Genomic DNA, 22,009 nt, shown 5'->3' on the forward strand with positions numbered 1-22,009 from the left:
CTAATAACCCGCAGAATCGAATTCCCACTTTACAGGTGATTTAGCTATTCTTGTACGCATTAGATTGTATCCAGTCAAACTCAAATATGCAATGAAGTGACATTTAAAGACATTTTGTGAAATTGACTAAACGAAAGAACAAAGTTACTCATACAACTGTATTTTGCTGTGAAAAATCTTCTGATTCTGCGCACTACTCCTGTGTACGGAGTGGTGGTGGGATTCTGCGTGGCAATTCGAGGGGGAAAATGCGCAAACATACAGCTTTACTTTTCGGCAGTTGTTCCGTGCTCACATTCGTGGCGGTTTCTTCTTTTCCTGCATTGGCCCAGCAGGCTCCGAGCAACGCTGAACTTTATCAGATGGTTCTCACCTTACAGCGGAACCAAGAGCGAATGGCCAAAAGGCTTGAGCAGGCCTTGGTGGAAACTGCGCGGCTTCGTCAGGAGTTGGCCACTGTCAATCAGACGGTCGCTCAGAACCAGGTTGCCCTCCAGAACCAGTCCGTTCACTCACGGATGTATGGCACGAGCCCCCAGTTGGCTGATAATCGCGCAGTTGCAGCGCCAAATATCTCTGTAGGATTGGGTGTCGGAGGCAATGGCGACGAGCAATTCGGCTTCAGCGAAGGTTCGGTTGCTGTGCCGCTGGGAGACAAATACGGCTTTCAGCTGGACGGTATCGGCGGCGTGACGAGCGAAAGCGGTTTCGCTGGAGCTGCCGCGCATATCTTTAGACGGGATCCAAAAAAGGGTGCGCTTGGGCTTTACGGTAGCTATCTCTATAGCACCGGCACGTACGACAATGACGGATTCCTCGAAAACGGCTATGTTAACAGCAAGTTAGGCGTCGAAGGACAAGCCTATCTGGGACGTTTCACACTTGATGGGCTCGCTGGCATCGAGTGGAATTCGCTTGAGGAAGCCTTTGATCCGTTTGCTCAAGGTCGCGTAAATTATTATGTGACCGATAATTTCAAGGTCGGTACTGGCCTGAATTACAGCGGCGCATTCGGTGGTTCCACCCAACTTGTTGGGGGTGCAGAGTATCTGATTGATTTCGGCGATGTTGCAACGACTCTTTACGGCGATTTGTCGTATGATCTCGATAAGAACAACCGCAGCGACAGTAACAGATTCTCAGCTATGGCTGGATTGCGCTTCCATTTTGGAACGCAAGGCAAAGCGTCCGCGCCTAAGACAGTATTCTGTAAAGATCCTTCCCAGAATTACTCATGTGACGTAACACCGGATCAAAGCGATTATTACGCCGATAAACCAGGTCGGACTCTCATCGAGCGTGATCGTGGTGACTTTATGCCAAATCGTCTTGGAACAGATATTCGTAATCTGCCACGTCAGACGAGCGACACGTGGGGACTGCCTGGCGTGCCTGGAGCACCAGGTGCTCCTGGTGCTCCAGGCACGCCAGGAGTAGGAATTCCCGGCGCCCCTGGCGCTCCAGGAGTAGGTACACCGGGTGTTCCGGGGACACCGGGCACCCCTGGCCTTGATGGTACGCCTGGTACTCCGGGCGTGGATGGACTCCCTGGCCTTCCCGGTTTGGATGGCCAACCTGGATCACCGGGTGAACCCGGTGTTCCAGGTTCCGATGGTCAACCGGGCGCGCCAGGACCTGCAGGACCTGAAGGACCTGAAGGACCTCAAGGACCTCCAGGACCTCCAGGACCTGCTGGACTTTAAGCGCCACATGTACACTGGAGAACATGGGGTGCCCAACCTCTCAAAACAATACTGACAAAGTGTGCTGCAGCGACTATGCTGTGGCACCTTTATTGATAGCGGGAACCATTTTCAAATGACCGGTGTACGTCTTGATTGCATGATCCAATCTCCAAATCCCCCAGAGCTAATTGCTGCTGAAAGTTCGCGAGAGTGGATGGATCAAACGAGTGACCATTTTGCATATCGTTGCACACCACTATCAATCGCAAATGCGAGCGGTTGGGAATTGTTAAACCCGATCAGCATCACTGTTACGTGGAACGGTCATAACTCCACAAACGACATAATGATTCGCGTGAATGAACCAAACGTCACGCATCGGTTTGTAAGCTCAACGTTTGGGCATGGCATCGTCACATTTCATCCAGGCTATGTATTCAGGACCGACCCGGGTTGGATGGTTTGGGCACGAGGGGCTCCAAATCGAATAAAAGACGGGATCGCGCCTCTTGACGGTATGGTGGAAACCAACTGGCTGCCGTTTAGCTTTACAATGAATTGGCGCTTTACACGGCCAGGGTCTGTAACGTTTGAAAAAGGCGAGCCGTTCTGCTTCATCACCATGGTACCAAGTGTCGCTATTGAGCAGGTTCAGCCGATTATCCGGCCAATGGAAGATGATCCGGATTTCCATAAAGAATATAAGATTTGGAGCAGCGAGCGAAGGCTCTTTAGCGCTGGCTTGCAGATGCGAGATGAGTTGACGACCGAGACAAAGTGGCAAAAGAACTATCTGAGAGGCGCTTCGTCCACGGGCAAGTCAGTTGCAGACGAGAACCATCGAGTAAAACGATTATTGAAATCACCAATCCATATAGACGACTTGCGACGTAATCTTGCTGGCGTACAGTCGATCAGTGATGAGTAAGGGCGGTACGGCCTGACAAATTGCGTAAGCGAGATTCAAATTGTTTTCTATTAATGATGAAATGTTAGTGCGTTGCGTAACGAAGAAATGCGTGCTCGGCGCCGTTCTTCTCGCTCCATTAATCCTTTCCTCATGCACTACCGCGGATCAAAGCTCGAGAGCCGAGCTCGCTCAGAAAACCGAGCAAGCTAAACAGGCTTATCGTAACGAACCGTACGAGGTATTTCTCGTAGATCGAAAAAAGTTCGATACTCGGTTTTCGCCTGTCGATGTTACGCCTATGGAGCAACACGCTGCCGGAACGATTTTGATAGATACCTCGCAAAAGTTCTTGTATCTCTACAACGCGAACGGAACTGCCCGTCGTTACGGGGTAGCAGTAGGTGCTAGTGGTTATGGTTGGTGGGGAACAGCGAAGGTTGGGCGCAAAGCCATCTGGCCAGCATGGTATCCAACAGATGATATGCGCAACAAAGCTCCGGGTTTGCCCCGACGGATAGAGCCAGGAACGCACAATCCACTCGGAGCACGCGCCTTGTACCTTTATCAAAACGGTGTTGATACGCTTTACAGAATTCACGGCACATCAGAACCCTGGACCATTGGGACCGAGGCATCGTCGGGATGTATTCGAATGCTCAATGAAGATGTGATTGAGCTATACAATCTCGTAAGCCCTGGCGCTACCGTAATCGTCAAGTAATCGACTCTTTGTGGCTGTCTCGATACGGTACCCCCTATGGCCGTCCAAAATCTTCTCGATCTGACGTGGTCATGGCGCCTTTCAGCGACCGCCATATGCAGTTCGAGAAAGCATTTCCGGAAGATGTGGTCGAAATCCTTGTCCTTGATGAACCATCGGCCCTCATCCCCGGCCTGTTTCCAGAAGTTGACAACATCCGAAATCAACCCGTCATCGCTGCGCTGCCGCATTCTGGATATCGAAATCATGACGAAACCTTTAGTCGGCACTTGGCGACGCGTTGCCATGGGTTAGGTTAACCCTGCCGAGAGGCGCGGCTTCGGCCGCCATTAATCAGCCTCGCGACAGTTGCCATGCCACGAGGGCGGCAAACGCTACAGGCACGGCAAAGACGACAAAGAGGATCGGCAGTTCCTGAGCGATAGTGTAGCCAGCCTTGGTCACGCCGACCCACATATTGACTGCCGCCACAGCGAACCAAGCTGGGATAAAGAGCTTGGCTGCGGCGGCCATGCCGGCAAGGTCGCCGCCCCAGAGCTTTCCGAACAGAAGGAAGACGCCGAGCAAGACGACCCCTCCGACGATGACAAGAAGCATATGCATGGGGTCCCCTTTGCAACCGAACAACCTGCCGGTTTAGCGGCAGGTCGCCGATACCATTACTTGGTCGTATAGCCGCCATTGACGAGGACGGCCTGTCCAGTCATCCACCAGCCGTCTTATACCATAAAGCGGATATAGGGGACAATGTCCTCAATGTCGGTCGGGCCTGTCTTCGAGAACTTCAAGAGTGCTGCGGCGGTCTTGTGTCGCTTCTCATTATGTGGATATGTTGGCCGGCTCAATCTCCACGGTCGGAGCAGAATCGGAAGCAAAGCCCGGCCAACAATACGCGGTGCCGGTCGAACGTGCGCCAAAAATGGCCTGTCCGACCCGCACGACGTTCGCGCCTTCTTCGATCGCGATCTCGAAATCCCCCGACATACCCAAAGAGAGCTGCGTGAGGTCAGGGTGGATGGCGACGGCGCGATCCCGCAGTTCGCGCAGCGAACGGAAACAGGCGCGCACACGCTCCATATCTGAGCTAAAGATTGCCAGCGTCATCAGGCCGCGCGGCTTGAGCCGGGGAAAGCCCGACAGACGCTCGATAAACGGCATCAGGTCGTCAGGGTGCAGACCGTATTTGCTCTCCTCTCCCGACGTATTGACCTGCACGAATACATCAAGGTCGCGGTCTAGGGTATCGAGCCGACGGTTTAATTTCTCCGCTAGCCGGAAACTATCGAGTGCATGGAACTCAGACGCCAGCCGAACAAGATACTTCACCTTGTTTGTCTGGAGATGGCCGATGATGCTCCAACGGATTGTCAGATCGCTGAGAACTGCCTGTTTGTCGCGGGCCTCCTGGAGCTTGTTTTCCCCGAAGTCGGAAATCCCGGCAGCGTAGGCAAGTCGCAGAATATGCGCCGGGACCGTTTTCGTGTCGGGCAGCAGGCGCACGTCATCAGGGTTGCGCTTGCTGCGTTGGCAGGCCGCCTTGATGCGCGCCTGCACGCTTTTCAGGTTCGCTGCGAACATGGTAGCGGGATCGCTGCCAAAGCGGGCGATGTCCTCGGGCGATAGCTCGATTGTCGAAGGCGTGCTCATGTCGCCCCCGATCAGTACGGCAACGGGAAACGCGCAATGAGCTGGCGCACGCGGCCATTGATCTCGGCGGAGGGTGTCGAGCGTTCCGCCCCGGACGGCCTCCAGCGTGTCGAGCATGAGCGTGGCGATCTCGTGATAGTCGTCGGCGCCGAAACCGCGCGATGTTCCGGCGGCACTGCCGACACGAATGCCCGACGTGACCATCGGCTTTTCCGGGTCATTCGGGATAGCATTCTTGTTGAGCGTGATGCCAACTGACTCCAATGCCTTCTCAGCGATATTGCCGGTCACGCCGAAGGCACGCAGATCGACCACGGCCAGATGGCAGTCCGTGCCGCCGGTGGTGATCGTCAACCCGCCATCGGCAAGGGCCTGCGTCAGCACCCGGCAATTCTCGACGACGCCCTGCGAATACTTCCTGAAGGACGGTTGCAGCGCTTCACCGAACGCCACGGCCTTTGCGGCGATGACGTGCATCAGCGGCCCGCCCTGAAGGCCGGGGAATGTCGATGAATTGATCTTCTTCGCAATCTCGGCATCATTGGTCAGCACGAAGCCGCCGCGCGGCCCACGCAAGGTTTTGTGCGTGGTCGAAGTAACGACATCGGCGAAAGGAACCGGCGACGGATATACGCCGCCAGCGACCAACCCCGCGAAATGCGCCATATCGACCAGCAGAATCGCGCCCACCTCATCGCCGATTCCACGGAAGCGTGCGAAATCCATCACGCGCGGATAGGCCGAGCCACCGGCAATCAGCAATTTTGGGCGGTGTTGTCGCGCCAGCTCGGCGACCTAATCCATGTCGATCAGATGGCTGTCCGGGTCCACGCCATAGCTCTTGACGTTGAACCAGCGGCCGGACATTTTGACCGGTGCGCCATGGGTGAGATGCCCACCCGCCTTGAGATCAAGCCCGAGGATCGTATCGCCGGGTCTGAGCAGCGCGAGGAACACCGACTGATTGGCTTGGCTTCCCGAATGCGGCTGGACATTGGCATAGGTACTGCCGAAAGGCTGGTTCATGCGCTTGATCGCCAGGTCCTCGACGACATCGACATTCGCGCAGCCGCCATAATAACGGCGATGCGGCTAGCCTTCGGCATATTTGTTGGTGAGCACCGATCCCTGTGCGTCGAGCACGGCCTGACTTACAAAATTCTCCGACGCGATCAGCTCGATGGAGGCGCGCTGGCGGATGGTTTCGTTGGTGATCGCAGCGGCAACGGCTGTATCGGCGATGGACAGCCCGGTAGCACTGACACCTGAATATTGACCGCTTAGGACTGCGTGCGGGGCGGCCGATGTTTGCATTGCTGGTCTCCATCAAGGTGCTGAGAAAATGGCTCTCCGCCGCGCTGATCCAGCGTGGCGATGTCCGTCAGCATCTATCATGCGTGCGGTCTGCCATGCCCCGCCACTTCCTGCCTGTCATTCAGACCATTCGACCCGAACCCGGCGAAGGCCAGCTACGACTTCGCCACCGCCCGAAACGCGTTCGCCAGCTTCTTGACGGCATGTTCGATTTCGGCCGGCGTATAAGCGGCAAAGCCCATCAGGAAACCGGCCCTGGCATCGCTCGTCGCGTGAAGCGCCGACAATCCCAGAAGCTCGATCCCAACACGTCGCCCGGCGTCGATCGCCATACGCTCCGACAGATTGCCAGTGAGGAGACAGGGCATTTGCAGCCCGCCGGTTGGAACGCGCGGTTCGACGAAATCCGCCAGATGCTTTTGAACGAGACCGACCAGCACATCGAGCCGTTCGGCATAGATGCCGCGCATGGTGCGCACATACGCGCCGAAATGTCCGCCCTCCATGAACCGGGCGAGCGTCAGTTGCGGCATCGGGGCCGAATGCCCATCGAACAGCGTGCGCGCCACTGTCATCGGCTTCACGAGCTGGGGCGGCAACACGACATAGCCGATCCGCAAACCCGGAAAGAGCGACTTGGTGAAGGTGCCAATATAGATGGTTCGGTCGTGAGCATCGAGCCCCTGCACGCAGGCGGTCGGCTTGCCGGCATAGTGGAACTCGCTGTCGTAATCGTCCTCGATGATCCACGCCTGATGCCGGGAGGCCCATTCGATCAGCGCAAGGCGGCGCTCCAGCGCCAGTGTCGCCCCGGTCGGAAACTGGTGCGAAGGCGTCAGGGAAACGGCCTTGGCCTTGCGCGGCTCGGCGATGATCTGGTCGACGACGATTCCCAGCCGATCCACGCGAATAGGCACGCATTCCAGCCCCGCCGCATCGAACGCTTTGCGTGCGCCGTAATAGGCGGGGTCTTCGATGAAGATGCGGTCGCCTGGATCGAGCAGCATGTTCGCGCAAAGCGACATGACCTGTTGCGAACTGGTGAGGATCAGCACCCGGTCGGCCGTGGCGCGCGCACCACGCTCCAGATTCACATAGTCGGCGATGGCGCGGCGTAGCGGTTCAGTCCCCTGCGGATCGCCATGGAACAGCGTGGGCGCGCTGGCCTCCTTGCGCACCTGTCGTTCCAGCCGTTCCCAGAGCTGAAGCGGAAAGGTGCGGGTTTCCGGCACGCCGTGCGCGAAGGGTCGCGGGATCAGCATCTCGCGCACCCCGCCGCTGCGGAACATCGCAGCCCCGCGCTTGCTGAGGTTCGGGGCCTGATTGCGCGCAAGCGCATCACGCCGGGAAAGGCGGTGGCCGGGCGTGAACTCCATCATCTCGGCGACAAAGCTTCCGCTACCGACGCGGCGGTCAATGAAGCCCTCAGCGTGAAGCTGGGCATAGGCGGCCTCAACCGTGTCGCGCGACACGCCGAGCGATTTGGCGAGCGCGCGTGAGGCTGGAAGCGGCTTCCCCGGCCCAAGCACGCCATCGACGATCAGGTGCCGGATTGCCCGCTGAATCCGCGCATGAAGCGGCATCGCCGCATGGGCGGGATGGGCGATCCATGCCTTCACGGATTCCAGTTGGGAGTGCTTGAACAAATGGTCTGAATCTCTCGAAAGAAGTGGATGGGTAATTCAGGCCATTGGTGGGCTATTTGTCAATGCAGCTTTTTTGCCCTGTGCGCCCCGAACTTCAGGAGACCCTTCAGGATCATGCCCTCACATGCTTCACCTTCGTCGATCCGCTTGAACGACCTGACCCATCCCATCGTGGCGGGACTGATCTCCGTCATCGTCAACTATGGCGGCACCTTCATCCTGGTGTTTCAGGCCGCCAAGATCGCCGGGCTAAGCCCCGAACTCACGGCCTCATGGGTCTGGTCGGTGTCCATCGGGGTCGGATTGACGGGGCTGTTCCTGAGCTGGCGCTATCGCGAACCGATCATCACCGCCTGGTCCACGCCGGCGGCGGCGTTCCTCGTCACCGCGCTGGCGACGACGCCCTATGAGGAAGCGGTCGGTGCCTACATGATCTCGGCGGTGGCCTTCGTCGCGCTCGGTCTTTCCGGCTATTTCGAGAAGGTCATACGGCTGATCCCGCCCGGCATCGCCTCCGGCCTTCTAGCTGGCATTTTGCTGCAATTCGGCATCGGCGCATTCGGTGGCGCGAGCGTTGATCCGCTGCTCGTCGGACTGCTGGTCATCGCCTATGTCGTGCTGAAGCGCTTTTCCGCCCGCTATGCTGTCGTCGGCATCCTCGTTCTGGGGCTGGTGTTCCTGCTGACGCAGGGCCGGGTCAATCTGTCGGGGCTGAAGCTGGAGTTCGCCGCGCCCGTCTTCACCATGCCGGCGTTCTCCCTGAACGCGCTCCTGTCTGTTGCGCTGCCGCTGTTTCTCATCACGCTGACCGGCCAATACATGCCGGGAATGCTGGTGCTGCGGAACGACGGCTTCAAGACCAGCGCCAATACGATTGTCACCGTGACCGGCCTTGGCTCGCTCGTCATGGCTCCGTTCGGCTCGCACGCCTTCAACATCGCGGCGATCACTGCGGCGATTGCTACCGGCAAGGAAGCGCATGAAGATCCGCGAAAGCGCTGGATCGCAGGCATCGCGGCCGGCTGCTTCTACGTGCTGGTCGGCGTATTCGGCGTGACGCTCGCCGCCGTCTTCATGGTTTTCCCGGCAACCTTCATCACCACACTTGCCGGTCTGGCGCTGCTCGGCACGATCGGCGGCAGCCTTGCCGGAGCCATGGCAGATCCGACATCGCGTGAAGCCGCCCTCATCACCTTTCTGGCGTCTGCGGCGAACATCAAGCTGCTCGGCATCGGCGGCGCGTTCTGGGGACTGGTGATCGGCCTTGTCGCCTACATGGTCCTCAACGGTCGCCTACCGCATCGCGAGCGGTCCGGCCTCACCATGACCGAAAGGACCGCGAAGTGATGACGATAACCACTTCCGTCATCTCGATCCAGAGCCAGGTCGTGCATGGGCATGTCGGCAACAGCGCCGCCATCCTGCCCATGCAGGCACATGGGTTGAATGTCGCGGCGGTTCCGACAACCTTGCTGCCGAACCATCCCGGCTTTGAGACCATGCGAGGCCGTGTGAATCCGAACTGGTCGGCGATCTGCTGCGCGGAGTGGAAGAACGCGGATTGATCGAGACGAGCCGCTACATTGTCTCCGGCTATCTGGGCTACCGCGCCAACGGCGATGTTGTTGCCGCCTTCGTCGAACGCGCAAGGCAGATCAACTCGGACATCATTTATATCTGCGACCCGGTGATGGGAGATTCCAATCTCGGCGTGTTCGTCGCCGATCAGGTGGTCGAGTGCATTTGCAACGAACTCGTGCCGCTGGCCGGCGTTCTGACGCCCTACCAGTTCGAGGTCGGACTGATTGCGCGAGGCCAGCCTTGGAACTGGACGCAGCTTGACGCGACAGTCAGGCAAATCCAGATGCTGCGCAACGCACGGCTGGTCGTCACGGGTTGCACGCTGGACCACACCCCAATGGCTCCCTTGAGAATATCGTGTTCGAGGAGGATCTGTTGCAAACGTTTCGTCAATTAGCGTTGAGATAGGTTCTCAGCTTCAAAAGCTGGATTATTTGACGTTCAAAGGTCGCCACTTCGATAAGTCCGTCATCCTCCTTTGTGTTCGATGGTACCTGACTTACAATCTGAGCCTTCGCAATCTGAAAGAAATGATGGCCTTTATCTGTATCGTGCCATCGATAGCAACGGCGATACAGTCAGCAAAAAGGTTTCTGCACAAAGCTTTGGCCCGGCATGTCCGGCCAGAGAAGATCACTTTTGATGGGAGCCAGACCAATCGCATGGCCATCATGCAGTGTGATGCGGAGAACCGGTTGCGGCGGGGTGGAAAACCCATCACCATTCGCTCCAGCAAATACATGAACAACACTATCGAACAAGATCGTCGCCGTGTCAAACATCGGATACGATCCATGCTCGGCTTCATGTCTGAAGCCACTGCCAGCATCACGCTCGCCAGCATCGAACTCATTCACATGATGCGAAAGCTACAATGCACTTACGGCTCAACGCACCGCTTTCACTCAAACAACAATTCGCAGCGCTCACAGCATAATTGCGCCTACAGTTAAACCTTGTTCCGTGCAAAACGAATGTTTGCAACGGAGCCGTTCGTTATGGTGTCTTTGACCCGTCACATACAATCGTGGTCAAAACCACAGAGGTAGCTGAATGAACTATTGGAAGAGCAGTGCGTGTGCTAGATGAAGCTCAAGCAGTGGATCAACACGTGGGGAATTGTTGTTGGGGATGGTGAAATATAGAATAATGGGCGGCGGCTCGATTAAGTATCGTATCGCACTTCTGTCTGCGTCGCTTTTAGCCTTCGTAACAATAAGCAGTGACGCCCGATCCGACAGTTTGCCACCGCATCAGCCTCTTGGCATCAGGCACGTTTGTGCGCCCGTTCAGGTAAGCGCCAGTGCGGGCCTGTCAGTGGGACATTCGCTTCACTCCGGCGAAGAGATCCAATTGCAGGACGTCACCTTTGGACCAGACAATAAGCCCTACTTTTCCGTCAACTACGCGACCGGAACCGGACTGCAACGCGCGACTGGTTTTTTGCCGATCGATCAGGTCTTTAATTTCTGCGACTTCGAAAAGCGGGCCGCGAATGGTCAGAATTTTCTGGCGCCTCCCAACACCTGCCATTTGGTGGCAGTTGAAGAAAGCTCAATTGCGGCCTTGAACAAAGAAGCGTCGGCTCTTGAAAAATTCCGTGCTTCCATGGCCGCTTATCGAATGAGCAACGGGAATTATGCGCTGTCGTTTGGTTTACTCAACATTCGGGCGAGCGAAACGATACTGCGGCTTGCAAAAGACCTTCCGGCGAACAGCCAATGTTCCACGGGCGCCGAGTTTGTTGAAGCGTTGGTAAAAACCGAAAGCGCTTTTTCAGACGAACAAAGCCGACGCTTCGCTTCCGACGCTGAACGCCGCGCGGCGGCTCGCGATATGATGCAACAAGGCGTGCAAATCCACGACGTGGCAGTTTTAAAGCAAGCTTGTGACCTGGGAGCTCCTGAAGCCTGCAGCCGGTATGCTGAGGCAATCTACAACGCAGAAGACACAAACGGAACCCTGCCAGCAACTGTTACCCATTACGCGTTGATGGGGTGTATGGGCGGAAATGTGCTTGGTTGTAAACTTGCCATCAATCGAGCCGAAAACACTCTAGAAAATGCGCAGTTTCGCGCAATTGACGGCGGAACCGGTAATCCCGACGATCTTGTCGGTTTGGAACTTGCAAAACTTGGTTGCGACGCACGGCAGGCAGTCAGTTGCGTGTTACTTGCTCGTGGTACGGCGCCCTATGCGACGCCGACGCTCATTCAGGCGGCATCGAATTTTGCCGCTACACTGACCGCATGTAGAACCAGCATTGCCTGGGCATGCGAAGAACTTCAAGACGCATTCGCAAAGGTCGTTCAGGCGCGTACGGGCTATGCTTCCGCAACACCGGATGAAAACTACGCCTTGGGCTCTTTGGTGGAGGAAATTTGTACTCCAGGGCCTGCGAAACCGAATATCACGCACTGTAAAGCAGCTTACCTGAAATACCGGGATTTTCTGCAATTTACAAAGACTTCCGCCGACGTTGACACACGAATTGGTAATGCGAAAAGCTTCCTGGAAAAAGGCTGCGCCGCGGGCGATCCATCAGCTTGTGCCACTCAATCGAGGCTGAACGATCATTGGGCCGCCGAGGTGAGGAACAGAGCTGCGGCGCGGGCAATCGATTTATGCGCGCAGCAATCAGAGAAAGATAGCATTTGCGATGGATTGACGGCGTCTCTCGACCCGCAGCTTAATGCCGCTATACCCGCGCAACGTCAGGTCTATGACGCGCATATTGAGAAATGCAAGACCGACAAAACCTCAGAAGGCCCCCAAGCCTGCAGTTCAGCGGTTACAACCTACAAATCCTTACAGGGAGATGGACAATCGTCCGATATTGAAGCCCAGCTTTCTGGCGCGTGTAACGCTGAAAATATCAACGGTTGCAATGCGCTGGCTTCACTCATTGCGGAGAAATTCCAAGACGGGTCACCAGATGCTAAAGATGCCGTTCTATCAGTTCTTCGTACCGGTTGTCGATTTGACGACAGCCCCGGTAGCACGTGCCTTTCGCTGGCGGATAGTTTGGCTTCTAATGGAGATAGCGGCAATGCAACCGATGTTTACGCTAAAACCTGCGAGTACCAGATCAAGCATGCAGTCGGAAGACTGAAGGATGTCAGTATCTGCTATAATGCAGCCAAATTCGCGCTGGCGCAGAAAGTCCGATATACAGATGCTTTGCGCTGGGCAGAATTTTCGTGCAGCGCCGAAGATGTGGGACTGTCACCCTATGCCTGCAAGTTGGCCGGTAACATCTACGCGTTCGGTCTTGGTGTTGAAGCCAGCCCACAGGAAGCAGTGATCGCTTATCAAAGCGGGTGCTTTCATCCTTTTGTTAAAACCACTGATGGCGAATCCTGTATCAAATATGGAAATATCCTTCTGGATGCGCTGGGTCAGCTTGGCCAGACTGGCGCCCCTAAACTCATCCTTCCGGGAAACATGTATGACGACACGGAAAGCCCGATTGGCATCGGATCTGAAGCCTCGCGGGCTTATGACATGGGTTGCATGGACAGTATTGAACAGGCTTGTCAGTTAAACCGGAAACTACTCAATGACTGGAGTAACGGGCGTTATTACCATAGCCGTGTGCGTTGCCGGGTTGAGGATGACAGTGGAATTGTTCGTTCTGACAAGGTCTGCCGAGCATTTCCATTTTATCAGGCGGCGGGCCAGCTTAAGGAGCAGCGTAATCAGGTCAGATTAGACGTGTATGTCTGGCCAGATGGCGACAGAACAGTGGTCTATCAGAAAGACGGGAGATGGCTGTTGAATGAACTCGTAACGGATGGTCCTCGCCGTGACAACGAAACAAGCTGCTGGCGAAATCCCGTTTCAAAGCGAAGCTTCTGTGTGACAGAACTTGAGCAGTAACGGAACGAAATGGAACCGATCAATACGACTACCTTCCATTTCCGCACAATCATCGTATAACGTATATTGGGCTAAATGAGGCTGAAGGCAGTCGGAACGCTCTTTACGCTTCCGGGAAGGTCTGGCTTGCCAGCCTGATTGCGCATCGATCCTCTATACGGCGTTTGTTTTACCTGATCTGCCTCTCGTATCCGCTTTGGTATCTCTGCCAGTATCAGTGGTTTCCATTTGCTTACTTCATGATCAAACCAAAAAACTGGACGCATCCGCGTCGTAGTGAAAGGCGTGACTCTTCAACAGGGAAGGCGATGCCACTCGACAAAAGACGTCGAGTTGGATTTACACGTGGACGGTAGTGTCGCCAGTTGCATCTGTTGCGTTCTGGCTGAAGGCAAAGTCGCCTCTGGCATTGCTTTGCCTGTGGGCACCTCCATACCTTCCTCAACAGGAAGTGTATATGTCCACGGCGGCGTCCACTTTGACCGGTGGGACTTCAACGTCCCGACAGGTCTGAAGGTAAGATTGACGGACTACAACTCTCAGCCCCATTTACGGCCTTGGGCGGGGATCGAAAACGCATGAAATTGACCGGGCCGTGCTGGCTCGCACCAATTTCTTAAGGACGGTTCACCATTCTGCCGGCGCAGATGTGCGGGTTATTGCCGGCAACCTCCGCAAAGCAGTTCCGGGCGCCTGGTTCATAACTTCTCCCGCAGGAAGCGGCGGAACGGCCGTCAGATCAGCGGGGATCGTTCAGGATAGGATGTGAAACGTGATGACTTTTGCGACGACGTTCGATATCGAAACCAAGTGCCAATCAACATGCTGATGCGATTTTGGATTTGTTGTTATCATGATAAACTAATCGAAATGCAGACTAAATCATGTCGCTGTTAACTGGATTCGAGATTCCCGTTTGGCTTGATCTGTGGTTCACTTCGCGGCGTCGCTCTCGGCAAAAGTCCTCTCCAGAAACTGGGTAGTTGTCGCATCCAGATTGGACCGAAGCCAGTCCGCCATAGCGATTTCCTCTTGCAGGCTCTGCTCACATGCCCTTGCAATTTCTTCCTCATCCAATCGAGGAGCAGCAGCAATGAGGATCGTGTAGGAGGCAATTGAATTGCAGAACTGCGCCTTTTTCCGGTTTAGCGGTTGACTTTGATGGCCTGCCAGCAACGAAACCTCAATGCTGCACTCGACAAGCAGGTCTCCTACGTCGTGGAAGCTCAGTGGAAACTGATAATAAAGCCACACTACATGCGCAATGATCTTCTGGAAAACGGTGGCGCCTAACTTGAACAGGCTGGTCTTCGGTCATGCTCTGTGAATATCACCGCGCTCAGCAAAATCTTTTAGGCGACGCCACCGCTTATAGTACTTATTCAAAGATGATAGCGCGGAATGGTCTTGTTCCATTCGCGGGTTGTCACCGCTTCACCATTTTCCTTCGCCGTCAACACGCCAGAAATATAGAAATTCGCGGCGTCCGACTGCATCTTGGTGGTGCTTTCAATATCGATCATCCAGCCTTCGCGGCCCATCTGATAGCCCTGTGTCAGCACATAAGACGCGGACAACGGGTCATTGTCATGGATACGCAGTTCACGCTTGAGGCTGTGGCTTAATTGCGTGCCGAGATCGTCAAAGCGCAAAATGCCTTCGCCGAACAGACCACCAATGCCTTCCGTCACATAAAGCGTTTCGCCGGTGACGTGATCCTGCTTGGTCCAGCGACGCACGCTGCCCGGATCAAGCTGGGTCATAGGCGTTGCAGGGCCATGTGCTGGCTTCTGGAAGACGACCTTCGCGTCATCGGCGGATGTCGGGCGCACTGGCAGATCAAGAACTGATGAAACGGTGTCGAGCGTGAGTGTCACACGCTTTGGTGATGGCCAGACCATCGGCCAATAGCCAGTTGCAACCGAAAGACGGATGCGATGGCCTTGCTTGAAGCTGTAGCCGCTATCGTTGAGCTTGATCGCAATTTCGTAGGTCTTGCCCGGTACCAGCATTTCCGGCTTGTCATGGCCGTTGATGTGGTTGAGGTTGAAGACCTGATAGCTGACGCGGGTGATGCGGCCATCGGGCAGAATATCGCTCAGACGCAGCGAAACCTGTGCAACCGGCTGATCGACGGTGAATGTCAGACGTGCAACTGGCGCGCCGAGAATTTCGAGGTTCTCGGTCAGAACAGCGGTGTCGAAGTTGAGCGAACCGCCGTCGTCAAGACGCTGATCGGTCGGGTGTTCGCCAGGGCAACCGGTCGCCATCCATTCGCCACCGGCCTTGCCGTGGCTGTTTGGCGAGGAAATCGAAAGCATACCCTTGGCTGCATCGGCCTTGCCCAGCGTGAAGTCAGCGCCAAGCGCGAAAGGCGTGTGTACGATTTCGGTCGAAGGCCAGTTCTGTTCGCCAACCCAACGGCCATTGGTAAAGTCGCGCGAGCCGGTGGGCTCGATAGTATCGCAGATATAGGCGCGGAGCTTCGGCTCATCCATGATGCCGGTCTCTTTGCCCTTAAGCCACTGGTCCCACCAGCGCACAGCTTCCTGCAAGAAGCCGATTGCCGGACCCGGCAGACCGTCCTGCGGATAGACATGGCCCCATGGGCCGATAATACCACGCGCAGGAACCTGAAGGTTTTCAAGCAGGCGCGGAACAGCATTGGTGTAGCTGTCGGCCCATGCGCCAATGGCGAGAACCGGGCACTGGATTGCAGACCAGTCTTCGCAGACCGAGCCATGCTTCCAATATTCGTCGTAATGCTGGTGTTCGAGCCAGAGCGCCGGGAAGAATGGCAGTCGCTCCAGACGTTCAATCCATGCATCGCGCCATCCAGCGCCCACAATCGCCGGATCGAGCGGACGCGACTGATAGGCGAGCATGATCGTGCCCCACCAGAGATTATCATTGAGCAGCAGGCCGCCCATGTAGTGGATGTCGTCGCGGAAGCGGTCGTCGGTCGAATAGGCGGTGATGACCGCCTTCAATGCGGGCGGACGGCAGGCTGCGACCTGGAGACCGTTGAAGCCGCCCCAGCTCTTGCCCATCATCCCGACATTGCCACTGCACCATGGCTGCTCAGCGATCCAGGCGATGACTTCCAGCGCATCGTTCTGCTCCTGCTGGATATATTCATCGGCCATATGGCCATCGGATTCGCCCGTGCCGCGCATGTCAACGCGGATCGCGGCATAGCCGTTCTGCGCGAAATAGCCATGCATTGGTTCATCGCGGCCACGTGTGCCGTCGCGCTTGCGGTACGGAATATATTCGAGCACGGCAGGAACGGGATTTTCCTCGGCGCCTTCAGGCAGCCACAGGCGTGCACCAAGACGGGTGCCATCCTTGAGAGTGATCCACAGATGCTCGGTGATATTGACGGTCATGATCGGTTCCAATTTCAATAAAGAGGAGCCGGTGCGGCATTAGCGCCGCATCGGTAGTTTAACTGGCGGCACGGACTTTCAGGATATCGTCCAGCCAGTCACGGCGTAGCTCCGGAACGGATGTGATGAGCTGCTCCGTATAGGGCTCGTAAGGCGGTTCGAAGATTGCCTTCGTGGTACCGGTTTCGACCACCTTGCCCTTCTGCATCACCATGGTGCGGTCGGCGAGCCGACGGACGACGCCAAGATCGTGGGTGATGAAGAGATATGACACGTGCAATTCGTCCTGCAACTTGCGCAGAAGCCTGAGAATTTCCTCCGCGACAAGCGGGTCGAGCGCCGAGGTGACTTCATCGCAGATGATGAGATCAGGCTTGGCGGCCAGCGCACGGGCGATACACACACGCTGTTTCTGTCCGCCCGAAAGCGCGCCCGGCAGGCGGCTTGCGAAATCGGCAGGCAGGCCGATGAGTTCAAGCAGGCGCTTGACCTCAATCTCGCGCTGGTCCTCATTCATGCCGAAATAGAACTTCATCGGACGACCGATGATTTCACCGACGGTCTGGCGCGGGTTCAATGCCACGTCGGGCAGCTGGTAAACGAACTGAATGCGGCGCAGTTCTTCGCGGCTACGCTTTTTGTAGTTCGCTTCCAGCCGCTGCCCGGCAAGCGTGATGATGCCGCTTGAGTGCGGCGGCAGGCCTGCAATGATGCGTGCAAGCGTCGATTTGCCGGAACCGGATTCACCCACAACTGCAAGCGTTTCACCGCGACGGATATAGCAACCCACATCGGTCAAAACGAGTTTCTTGCCGTAATAGGCGGTTGCGCTCTTCACTTCGAGCAGGATTTCGCCGGTCTTGTGCTCGGCCTGTTCGCCCGAAATGCTGGCTTCACGTTCGGATACCAGGCGCTGGGTATAGTCCTGTTTTGGTGCTTCGAGAATTTCTTCCGCAGAACCAAGCTCGACCATCTTGCCATGACGAAGAACCATGATGCGGTCGGCGATTTGCGCCACCACGGCGAGGTCATGCGTGATGTAAAGAGCAGCGGTGTTGTAACGCTGGATCAGGCTGCGCAAGAGTGCCAGCACCTCGATCTGGGTCGTCACATCAAGTGCGGTGGTCGGCTCATCCAGCACCAGAATATCCGGGCGGCAGGACATTGCCATGGCGACCATGGCGCGCTGCAACTGGCCACCGGAAACCTGATGCGGATAGCGGTCGCCAAAATTGTCCGGGTCTGGAAGCTGTAGCGCGTGCAGCAGTTCCAACATCCATTCCTTTGCTTCCGCTTTGGTCATCAGGCCATGATAAAGCGGGCCTTCCATAATCTGATCGCCGATGCGGTGCGCCGGGTTAAACGACGCTGCCGCACTTTGTGCAACATAGGCGATGCGTGCGCCGCGCGCCTTTTCACGGGTCTCGCGAGTGCCGTCCATCAACGAAATATCGTCAACGACAATTGTGCCCTCAGCGATCCTGCAGCCGCCACGGCCATAGCCCATCGCGGCCAGACCAATGGTGGATTTGCCAGCACCGGACTCTCCGATGAGACCCAGCACTTCACCACGCTTCAGCGTCACATCGACATGATCGACAAGCGTTGCGCCATTGGGTGCTTTGACGACGAGGTCGGAGATTGAAAGAACGATATCGTTGCTCATCGATCAGCTCCCTGCGTGGTCGTGCGTCCGGCCAGAAGCCAGTCCACGACGAGGTTGACGCCAACGGTGAGGATAGCGATTGCAGCCGCCGGGAACAGCGGCGCGTAGAGTCCGTAGAGAATGGCCTGCTGGTTGTCCTTCACCATGCCGCCCCAGTCCGCAAATGGCGGCTGGATACCGAGACCGAGGAACGACAGACCGGCTACGAACAGGAAGGTGAAGCAGAAACGCAGGCCGAATTCCGCGATCAGCGGCGGCAGCGTATTCGGCAGGATCTCACGCCAGATCAGCCAGCCGAGACCTTCGCCGCGCAGACGGGCGGTTTCGGCATATTCCAGCACATTGACGCCCTGCGCTACAATGCGCGCCAGACGGAACACGCGGGTGGAATCGAGCAACGCGATGGTGATGATCAGCACCGGGAGAGAAGAGCCGAGCGCCTGAAGGATGACGAGCGCCGAAATGAGCACCGGAATGCACATGACGGTATCGACGATGCGCGACAGGATCGTATCGACCCAACCACCGAAAATGGCGGCAAGGAAACCGAGAGGCACGCCGACGCTGAACGACAACAGCGATGCAGCCAGTGAAACACCAATCGACATCTGCGCACCAAAGAGCAGGCGCGAGAGCATGTCGCGGCCATTCTGATCGAGACCGAACCAGAACTGCGCCGATGGCGGATCAAATGGCGCGCCGACAATATCTTCCTGACCATAAGGCGCGATCATTGGGCCAAACAGGAACATCAGGAGGCAGAGGGTGACGATGGCGAGACCGACCCACGCCGTCAGGGGAATAGATTTCTTCATTGTCTTTACCGTGGGTGCCTCAGGCGCGGATTGAGCGCGATGGCAGCGACATCGGCGATGATATTGAGAATGACATAGGCCGCACCGAAGACGAGGGCCGCAGCCTGCACGAGCGGAAGGTCACGCTTGGAAACGGCGTCAACCATGAAACGGCCAAGGCCGTTATAGTTGAAGACCGCTTCGACCAGCACCACGCCGGTGATAAGGTAAGCGATGTTGAACGCCACCACATTGACGATTGGCGCTGCCGCATTGGGCAAAGCGTGCTTGGTTACAACGCGCTTGGTGCGCAGACCTTTCAGATAGGCGGTTTCAACATAGGCCTGATCCATAACCGACAAAACGGCGGTGCGGGTCATGCGCATCATCTGCGCAACGGTCACCAGAACCAGCGTCAGTGCGGGCAGGGCCGTGGCTTGAACCCATTCAAGGAACGTCATGCCTTCATAAGTATCGGCAAGGCTCGGCAGCAGGTTGAAGCGGATCGACAGGAACAGGATCAGCAAAAGGCCGAGGAAATATTCTGGTAGCGAAACGAAGGCGAGCGCTACGATATTCACAACGCGGTCGAAGATGCCGCCGCGCTTAACTGCGGAAATGAGGCCAAACAGAATGGCGATCGGGACGCTGATGACTGCTGCAAAGGCTGCAAGCGCCATCGTATTCCAGAAACGCGGCCACAGGAGATCGGCAACCGGTTGCTGATTGGCAAGCGAGGTGCCGAGATCGCCGGTCACGAAACCTGCCAGCCACGCGAAATAGCGTGCGAGGACCGATTGATTGAGGCCGAGGCTTTCGCGCAGCGTCGCAAGCGCTTCCGGCGTGGCATTCTGACCGAGAATGGCGGACGCCACGTCACCCGGCAAAATCTGCGTGCCGGCGAAAATCAACGCCGACACGAGGAACAGCGTGAGGAGCCCGAGCCCCACACGCTTAACAATTAGAACGAACATTTATGCTTCCAGCCAGACTTTTTCGGCAAGGCGCGCACCCATCAGATTGAACATCGGATGCGTGGTCACGCCCTTGAGCTTCTTGGAGGTGGCGTCGAGATAGTCGCCGAACATCGGAATAAGCGCGCCGCCATCATTGCTGATCATCGCCTGCAATTCGGCGTAGATTTCCTTGCGCTTGGCCTGATCAAGCATCGCACGGGCTTCAAGCAGCTTGGCGTCGAAATCGGCGCTCTTCCAATGCGTATCGTTTTGCGATGCGTTGGATGCGTAGGCGACCGACAGGGCTTGATCGGCAGTCGGGCGACCACCACGATAAGACATGCAGAACGGCGCTTTCATCCAGACATTGTCCCAATATCCGTCAGCCGGTTCACGCTTGATATCGATCTCGATGCCCGACTTGGCGGCGGCGGTGCGGAAGATCGCAGCGGCATCGACAGCGCCCGTGAAGGCTGCATCGGAAGCGGACAGCTGGATTTTCAGCGAATCCATGCCGGCCTGTTTCAGATAGAACTTGGCCTTTTCCGGGTCATAGGCGCGCTGCGGCAGTGCTGCGTCAAAAAACGGGTCGGTGCTCGGGATCGGGTTGTCGTTGCCGAGACGTCCATAGCCGCGCAAGGCGGTCTTGAGCATCTGTTCACGGTCGATGGCGTGTTTGACGGCAAGACGGACATTGTTGTCGGTGAACGGTGCCTGCGTGCAATCCATCAGGAAGGAGAAGTGCTGGCCGCCGGACGACTGGACGATGTTGAGGTTCGGATTGCGCTTCAACAGATCGACGGTCTTGAAGTCGAGCTGGTTGATGGCGTGCACCTGACCGGACATCATGGCGTTGGTACGGGCAGACACATCGTTGATAACGATGACTTCAACCGCATCGACCCATGCCGTGTTCGGCTTCCAATAGCTTTCATTGCGCGTGAAACGCGAACGCACGCCCGGCTGGAAACGCTCGAAAACGAAAGGTCCGGTGCCGACCGGCTTGTTGAAATCGGTCCAGTCTTTCGGAACGACGAGGAAGTGATAATCGGACAGAATGTAAGGCAGATCGGCGTTGCCGCTCTTCAGCGTGATCTTGACCGTGCCAGCATCGACCTTGGCGACATCGGTGAATTCCGAGGCGAGCGAACGCGCGCCAGATGTGGTTTCGCCGCGATGAAGGTTGATCGAATAGATGACGTCGTCGGCGTCAAGCGTCTTGCCGTTATGGAAGGTCACTCCCTGACGAACCTTGAAGGTCCATTCCTTGGCGTCGGCTGACGGCTCCCAGCTTTCGAACAGTTCAGGCACAGCCTTGTTGTTGGCGTCGATTTCGACAAGGCCGTTCATCAGCATGTAGGCCTGATTGACCGGAACCCAGTCCTTCAGAAGGCGCGGATCAAAATTGTCGGTCGTGCTGCCGCCGCCGATGCCGAGCTTGAGCACTCCGCCTTTCTTTGGCGCGCCTTCGCCTGCCGCCGCAGCGGGCGAGGTGATCAGGCCGCTCATGCCGGTGATGCCCACCAGACCGAGGCCGGCTGCGCCCGCCATGAAAGAACGACGCGTCAATTGAAACTGGCTTTTTTGCTCAGGCATGCTGTACCCCTGTGTTTAAGTCATAGCTTATCGGCTTTTGCGGGTGGGGTAGCTTACTGTAGCCCTTATTTTCAAGGGTTGATGTCGGATTTCTGGGCATGACTTTTAAGCATACCCTCATGCGAAATGTGTGTCTTGGCATTTGCGCGAACAGGAATAAAGGAGCGTCCAACAGTACCGGCAGGGGCGCTTTTCCGTAGGGGAAGCTGTCCCTGCTTTTTTAGA

The 22,009-nt window shown here is 56.5% G+C and carries 17 protein-coding genes and 3 pseudogenes; 9 read left to right on the plus strand and 11 right to left on the minus strand.

Annotated elements, in window-relative coordinates; translation table 11 throughout:
- Positions 1-116: 116 nt before the first annotated feature.
- From QLQ11_RS22570 to QLQ11_RS22585, 4 genes are all read left to right on the plus strand, one after another.
- The gene (locus QLQ11_RS22570) at positions 117-1,703 is read left to right on the plus strand and encodes a collagen-like protein (protein ID WP_283735367.1); all 1,587 of its coding nucleotides are present in this window, start codon (positions 117-119) and stop codon (positions 1,701-1,703) included.
- A gap of 115 nt (positions 1,704-1,818) precedes the next feature.
- Positions 1,819-2,613 carry a DUF6065 family protein gene (locus QLQ11_RS22575; protein ID WP_283735366.1) on the plus strand — a complete coding sequence of 265 codons (795 nt, stop codon included), beginning with the start codon at positions 1,819-1,821 and terminating at the stop codon, positions 2,611-2,613.
- Between the two features lie 40 nt (positions 2,614-2,653).
- Complete coding sequence (locus QLQ11_RS22580; RefSeq protein ID WP_235942887.1) at positions 2,654-3,316, plus strand: L,D-transpeptidase; 663 nt, start codon at positions 2,654-2,656, stop codon at positions 3,314-3,316.
- 71 nt (positions 3,317-3,387) lie between these two features.
- Entirely contained in the window at positions 3,388-3,615 is a 228-nt protein-coding gene (locus tag QLQ11_RS22585; RefSeq protein WP_124916512.1) for a hypothetical protein, read from the plus strand.
- Positions 3,616-3,649: 34 nt separating this feature from the next.
- Here the strand turns inward: QLQ11_RS22585 and QLQ11_RS22590 are convergent, their stop codons facing one another.
- The 5 genes and pseudogenes from QLQ11_RS22590 to QLQ11_RS22610 all read right to left on the minus strand — a co-directional run bounded on the left by QLQ11_RS22590 (position 3,650) and on the right by QLQ11_RS22610 (position 7,923).
- Positions 3,650-3,919 carry a hypothetical protein gene (locus QLQ11_RS22590; protein WP_121539585.1) on the minus strand — a complete coding sequence of 90 codons (270 nt, stop codon included), beginning with the start codon at positions 3,917-3,919 and terminating at the stop codon, positions 3,650-3,652.
- A gap of 116 nt (positions 3,920-4,035) precedes the next feature.
- Positions 4,036-4,125: pseudogene (locus tag QLQ11_RS22595) on the minus strand (short-chain dehydrogenase); the annotation flags it as partial.
- 10 nt (positions 4,126-4,135) lie between these two features.
- Positions 4,136-4,963 (minus strand): YggS family pyridoxal phosphate-dependent enzyme, encoded by an 828-nt coding sequence (locus QLQ11_RS22600; RefSeq protein WP_124916511.1) that lies wholly within the window; start codon positions 4,961-4,963, stop codon positions 4,136-4,138.
- A gap of 143 nt (positions 4,964-5,106) precedes the next feature.
- Positions 5,107-6,277 (minus strand): annotated as a pseudogene (gene glyA, locus QLQ11_RS22605) (serine hydroxymethyltransferase); the annotation flags it as partial.
- Between the two features lie 155 nt (positions 6,278-6,432).
- Positions 6,433-7,923, minus strand: a complete 1,491-nt coding sequence (locus tag QLQ11_RS22610; RefSeq protein WP_121539584.1) for a PLP-dependent aminotransferase family protein — start codon at positions 7,921-7,923, stop codon at positions 6,433-6,435.
- 114 nt (positions 7,924-8,037) lie between these two features.
- Between QLQ11_RS22610 and QLQ11_RS22615 the strand changes: the two genes are divergently transcribed.
- The 5 genes and pseudogenes from QLQ11_RS22615 to QLQ11_RS22635 all read left to right on the plus strand — a co-directional run bounded on the left by QLQ11_RS22615 (position 8,038) and on the right by QLQ11_RS22635 (position 13,383).
- On the plus strand, positions 8,038-9,270 hold the full coding sequence (locus QLQ11_RS22615; RefSeq protein WP_121539583.1) for a benzoate/H(+) symporter BenE family transporter: 1,233 nt from the start codon (positions 8,038-8,040) through the stop codon (positions 9,268-9,270).
- On the plus strand, positions 9,270-9,488 hold the full coding sequence (locus tag QLQ11_RS22620; RefSeq protein WP_235859055.1) for a hypothetical protein: 219 nt from the start codon (positions 9,270-9,272) through the stop codon (positions 9,486-9,488). The genes QLQ11_RS22615 and QLQ11_RS22620 overlap by 1 nt, the downstream gene beginning before the upstream one ends.
- Positions 9,485-9,901, plus strand: a complete 417-nt coding sequence (locus QLQ11_RS22625) for a bifunctional hydroxymethylpyrimidine kinase/phosphomethylpyrimidine kinase (RefSeq protein WP_283735365.1) — start codon at positions 9,485-9,487, stop codon at positions 9,899-9,901. Before QLQ11_RS22620 ends, QLQ11_RS22625 begins: the two co-directional genes overlap by 4 nt.
- 37 nt (positions 9,902-9,938) lie before the next feature.
- Positions 9,939-10,441: pseudogene (locus QLQ11_RS22630) on the plus strand (transposase).
- Positions 10,442-10,857: 416 nt separating this feature from the next.
- Positions 10,858-13,383: a sel1 repeat family protein gene (locus QLQ11_RS22635; RefSeq protein ID WP_124916510.1), complete on the plus strand. Its 2,526-nt coding sequence runs from the start codon at positions 10,858-10,860 to the stop codon at positions 13,381-13,383.
- Between the two features lie 933 nt (positions 13,384-14,316).
- On the opposite strand, the gene QLQ11_RS22640 is transcribed toward QLQ11_RS22635, so the two are convergent.
- From QLQ11_RS22640 to QLQ11_RS22665, 6 genes are all read right to left on the minus strand, one after another.
- Positions 14,317-14,637, minus strand: coding sequence for a DUF892 family protein (locus QLQ11_RS22640; protein ID WP_371830847.1), 321 nt, complete (start codon positions 14,635-14,637; stop codon positions 14,317-14,319).
- 128 nt (positions 14,638-14,765) lie between these two features.
- Positions 14,766-16,772, minus strand: coding sequence for a CocE/NonD family hydrolase (locus QLQ11_RS22645; RefSeq protein WP_171318170.1), 2,007 nt, complete (start codon positions 16,770-16,772; stop codon positions 14,766-14,768).
- A 58-nt stretch (positions 16,773-16,830) separates the two neighbouring features.
- Positions 16,831-18,438, minus strand: coding sequence for an ABC transporter ATP-binding protein (locus QLQ11_RS22650; RefSeq protein ID WP_283735364.1), 1,608 nt, complete (start codon positions 18,436-18,438; stop codon positions 16,831-16,833).
- On the minus strand, positions 18,435-19,253 hold the full coding sequence (locus QLQ11_RS22655; RefSeq protein WP_121539578.1) for an ABC transporter permease: 819 nt from the start codon (positions 19,251-19,253) through the stop codon (positions 18,435-18,437). Before QLQ11_RS22655 ends, QLQ11_RS22650 begins: the two co-directional genes overlap by 4 nt.
- Positions 19,254-19,258: 5 nt before the next feature.
- The gene (locus QLQ11_RS22660) at positions 19,259-20,206 is read right to left on the minus strand and encodes an ABC transporter permease (RefSeq protein ID WP_283735363.1); all 948 of its coding nucleotides are present in this window, start codon (positions 20,204-20,206) and stop codon (positions 19,259-19,261) included.
- Complete coding sequence (locus QLQ11_RS22665; RefSeq protein WP_121539576.1) at positions 20,207-21,784, minus strand: ABC transporter substrate-binding protein; 1,578 nt, start codon at positions 21,782-21,784, stop codon at positions 20,207-20,209. It lies immediately after the preceding gene.
- Positions 21,785-22,009 lie beyond the last annotated feature (225 nt).

It is taken from the genome of Ochrobactrum sp. SSR, from assembly GCF_030067775.1.
Lineage (GTDB): Bacteria > Pseudomonadota > Alphaproteobacteria > Rhizobiales > Rhizobiaceae > Brucella > Brucella teleogrylli.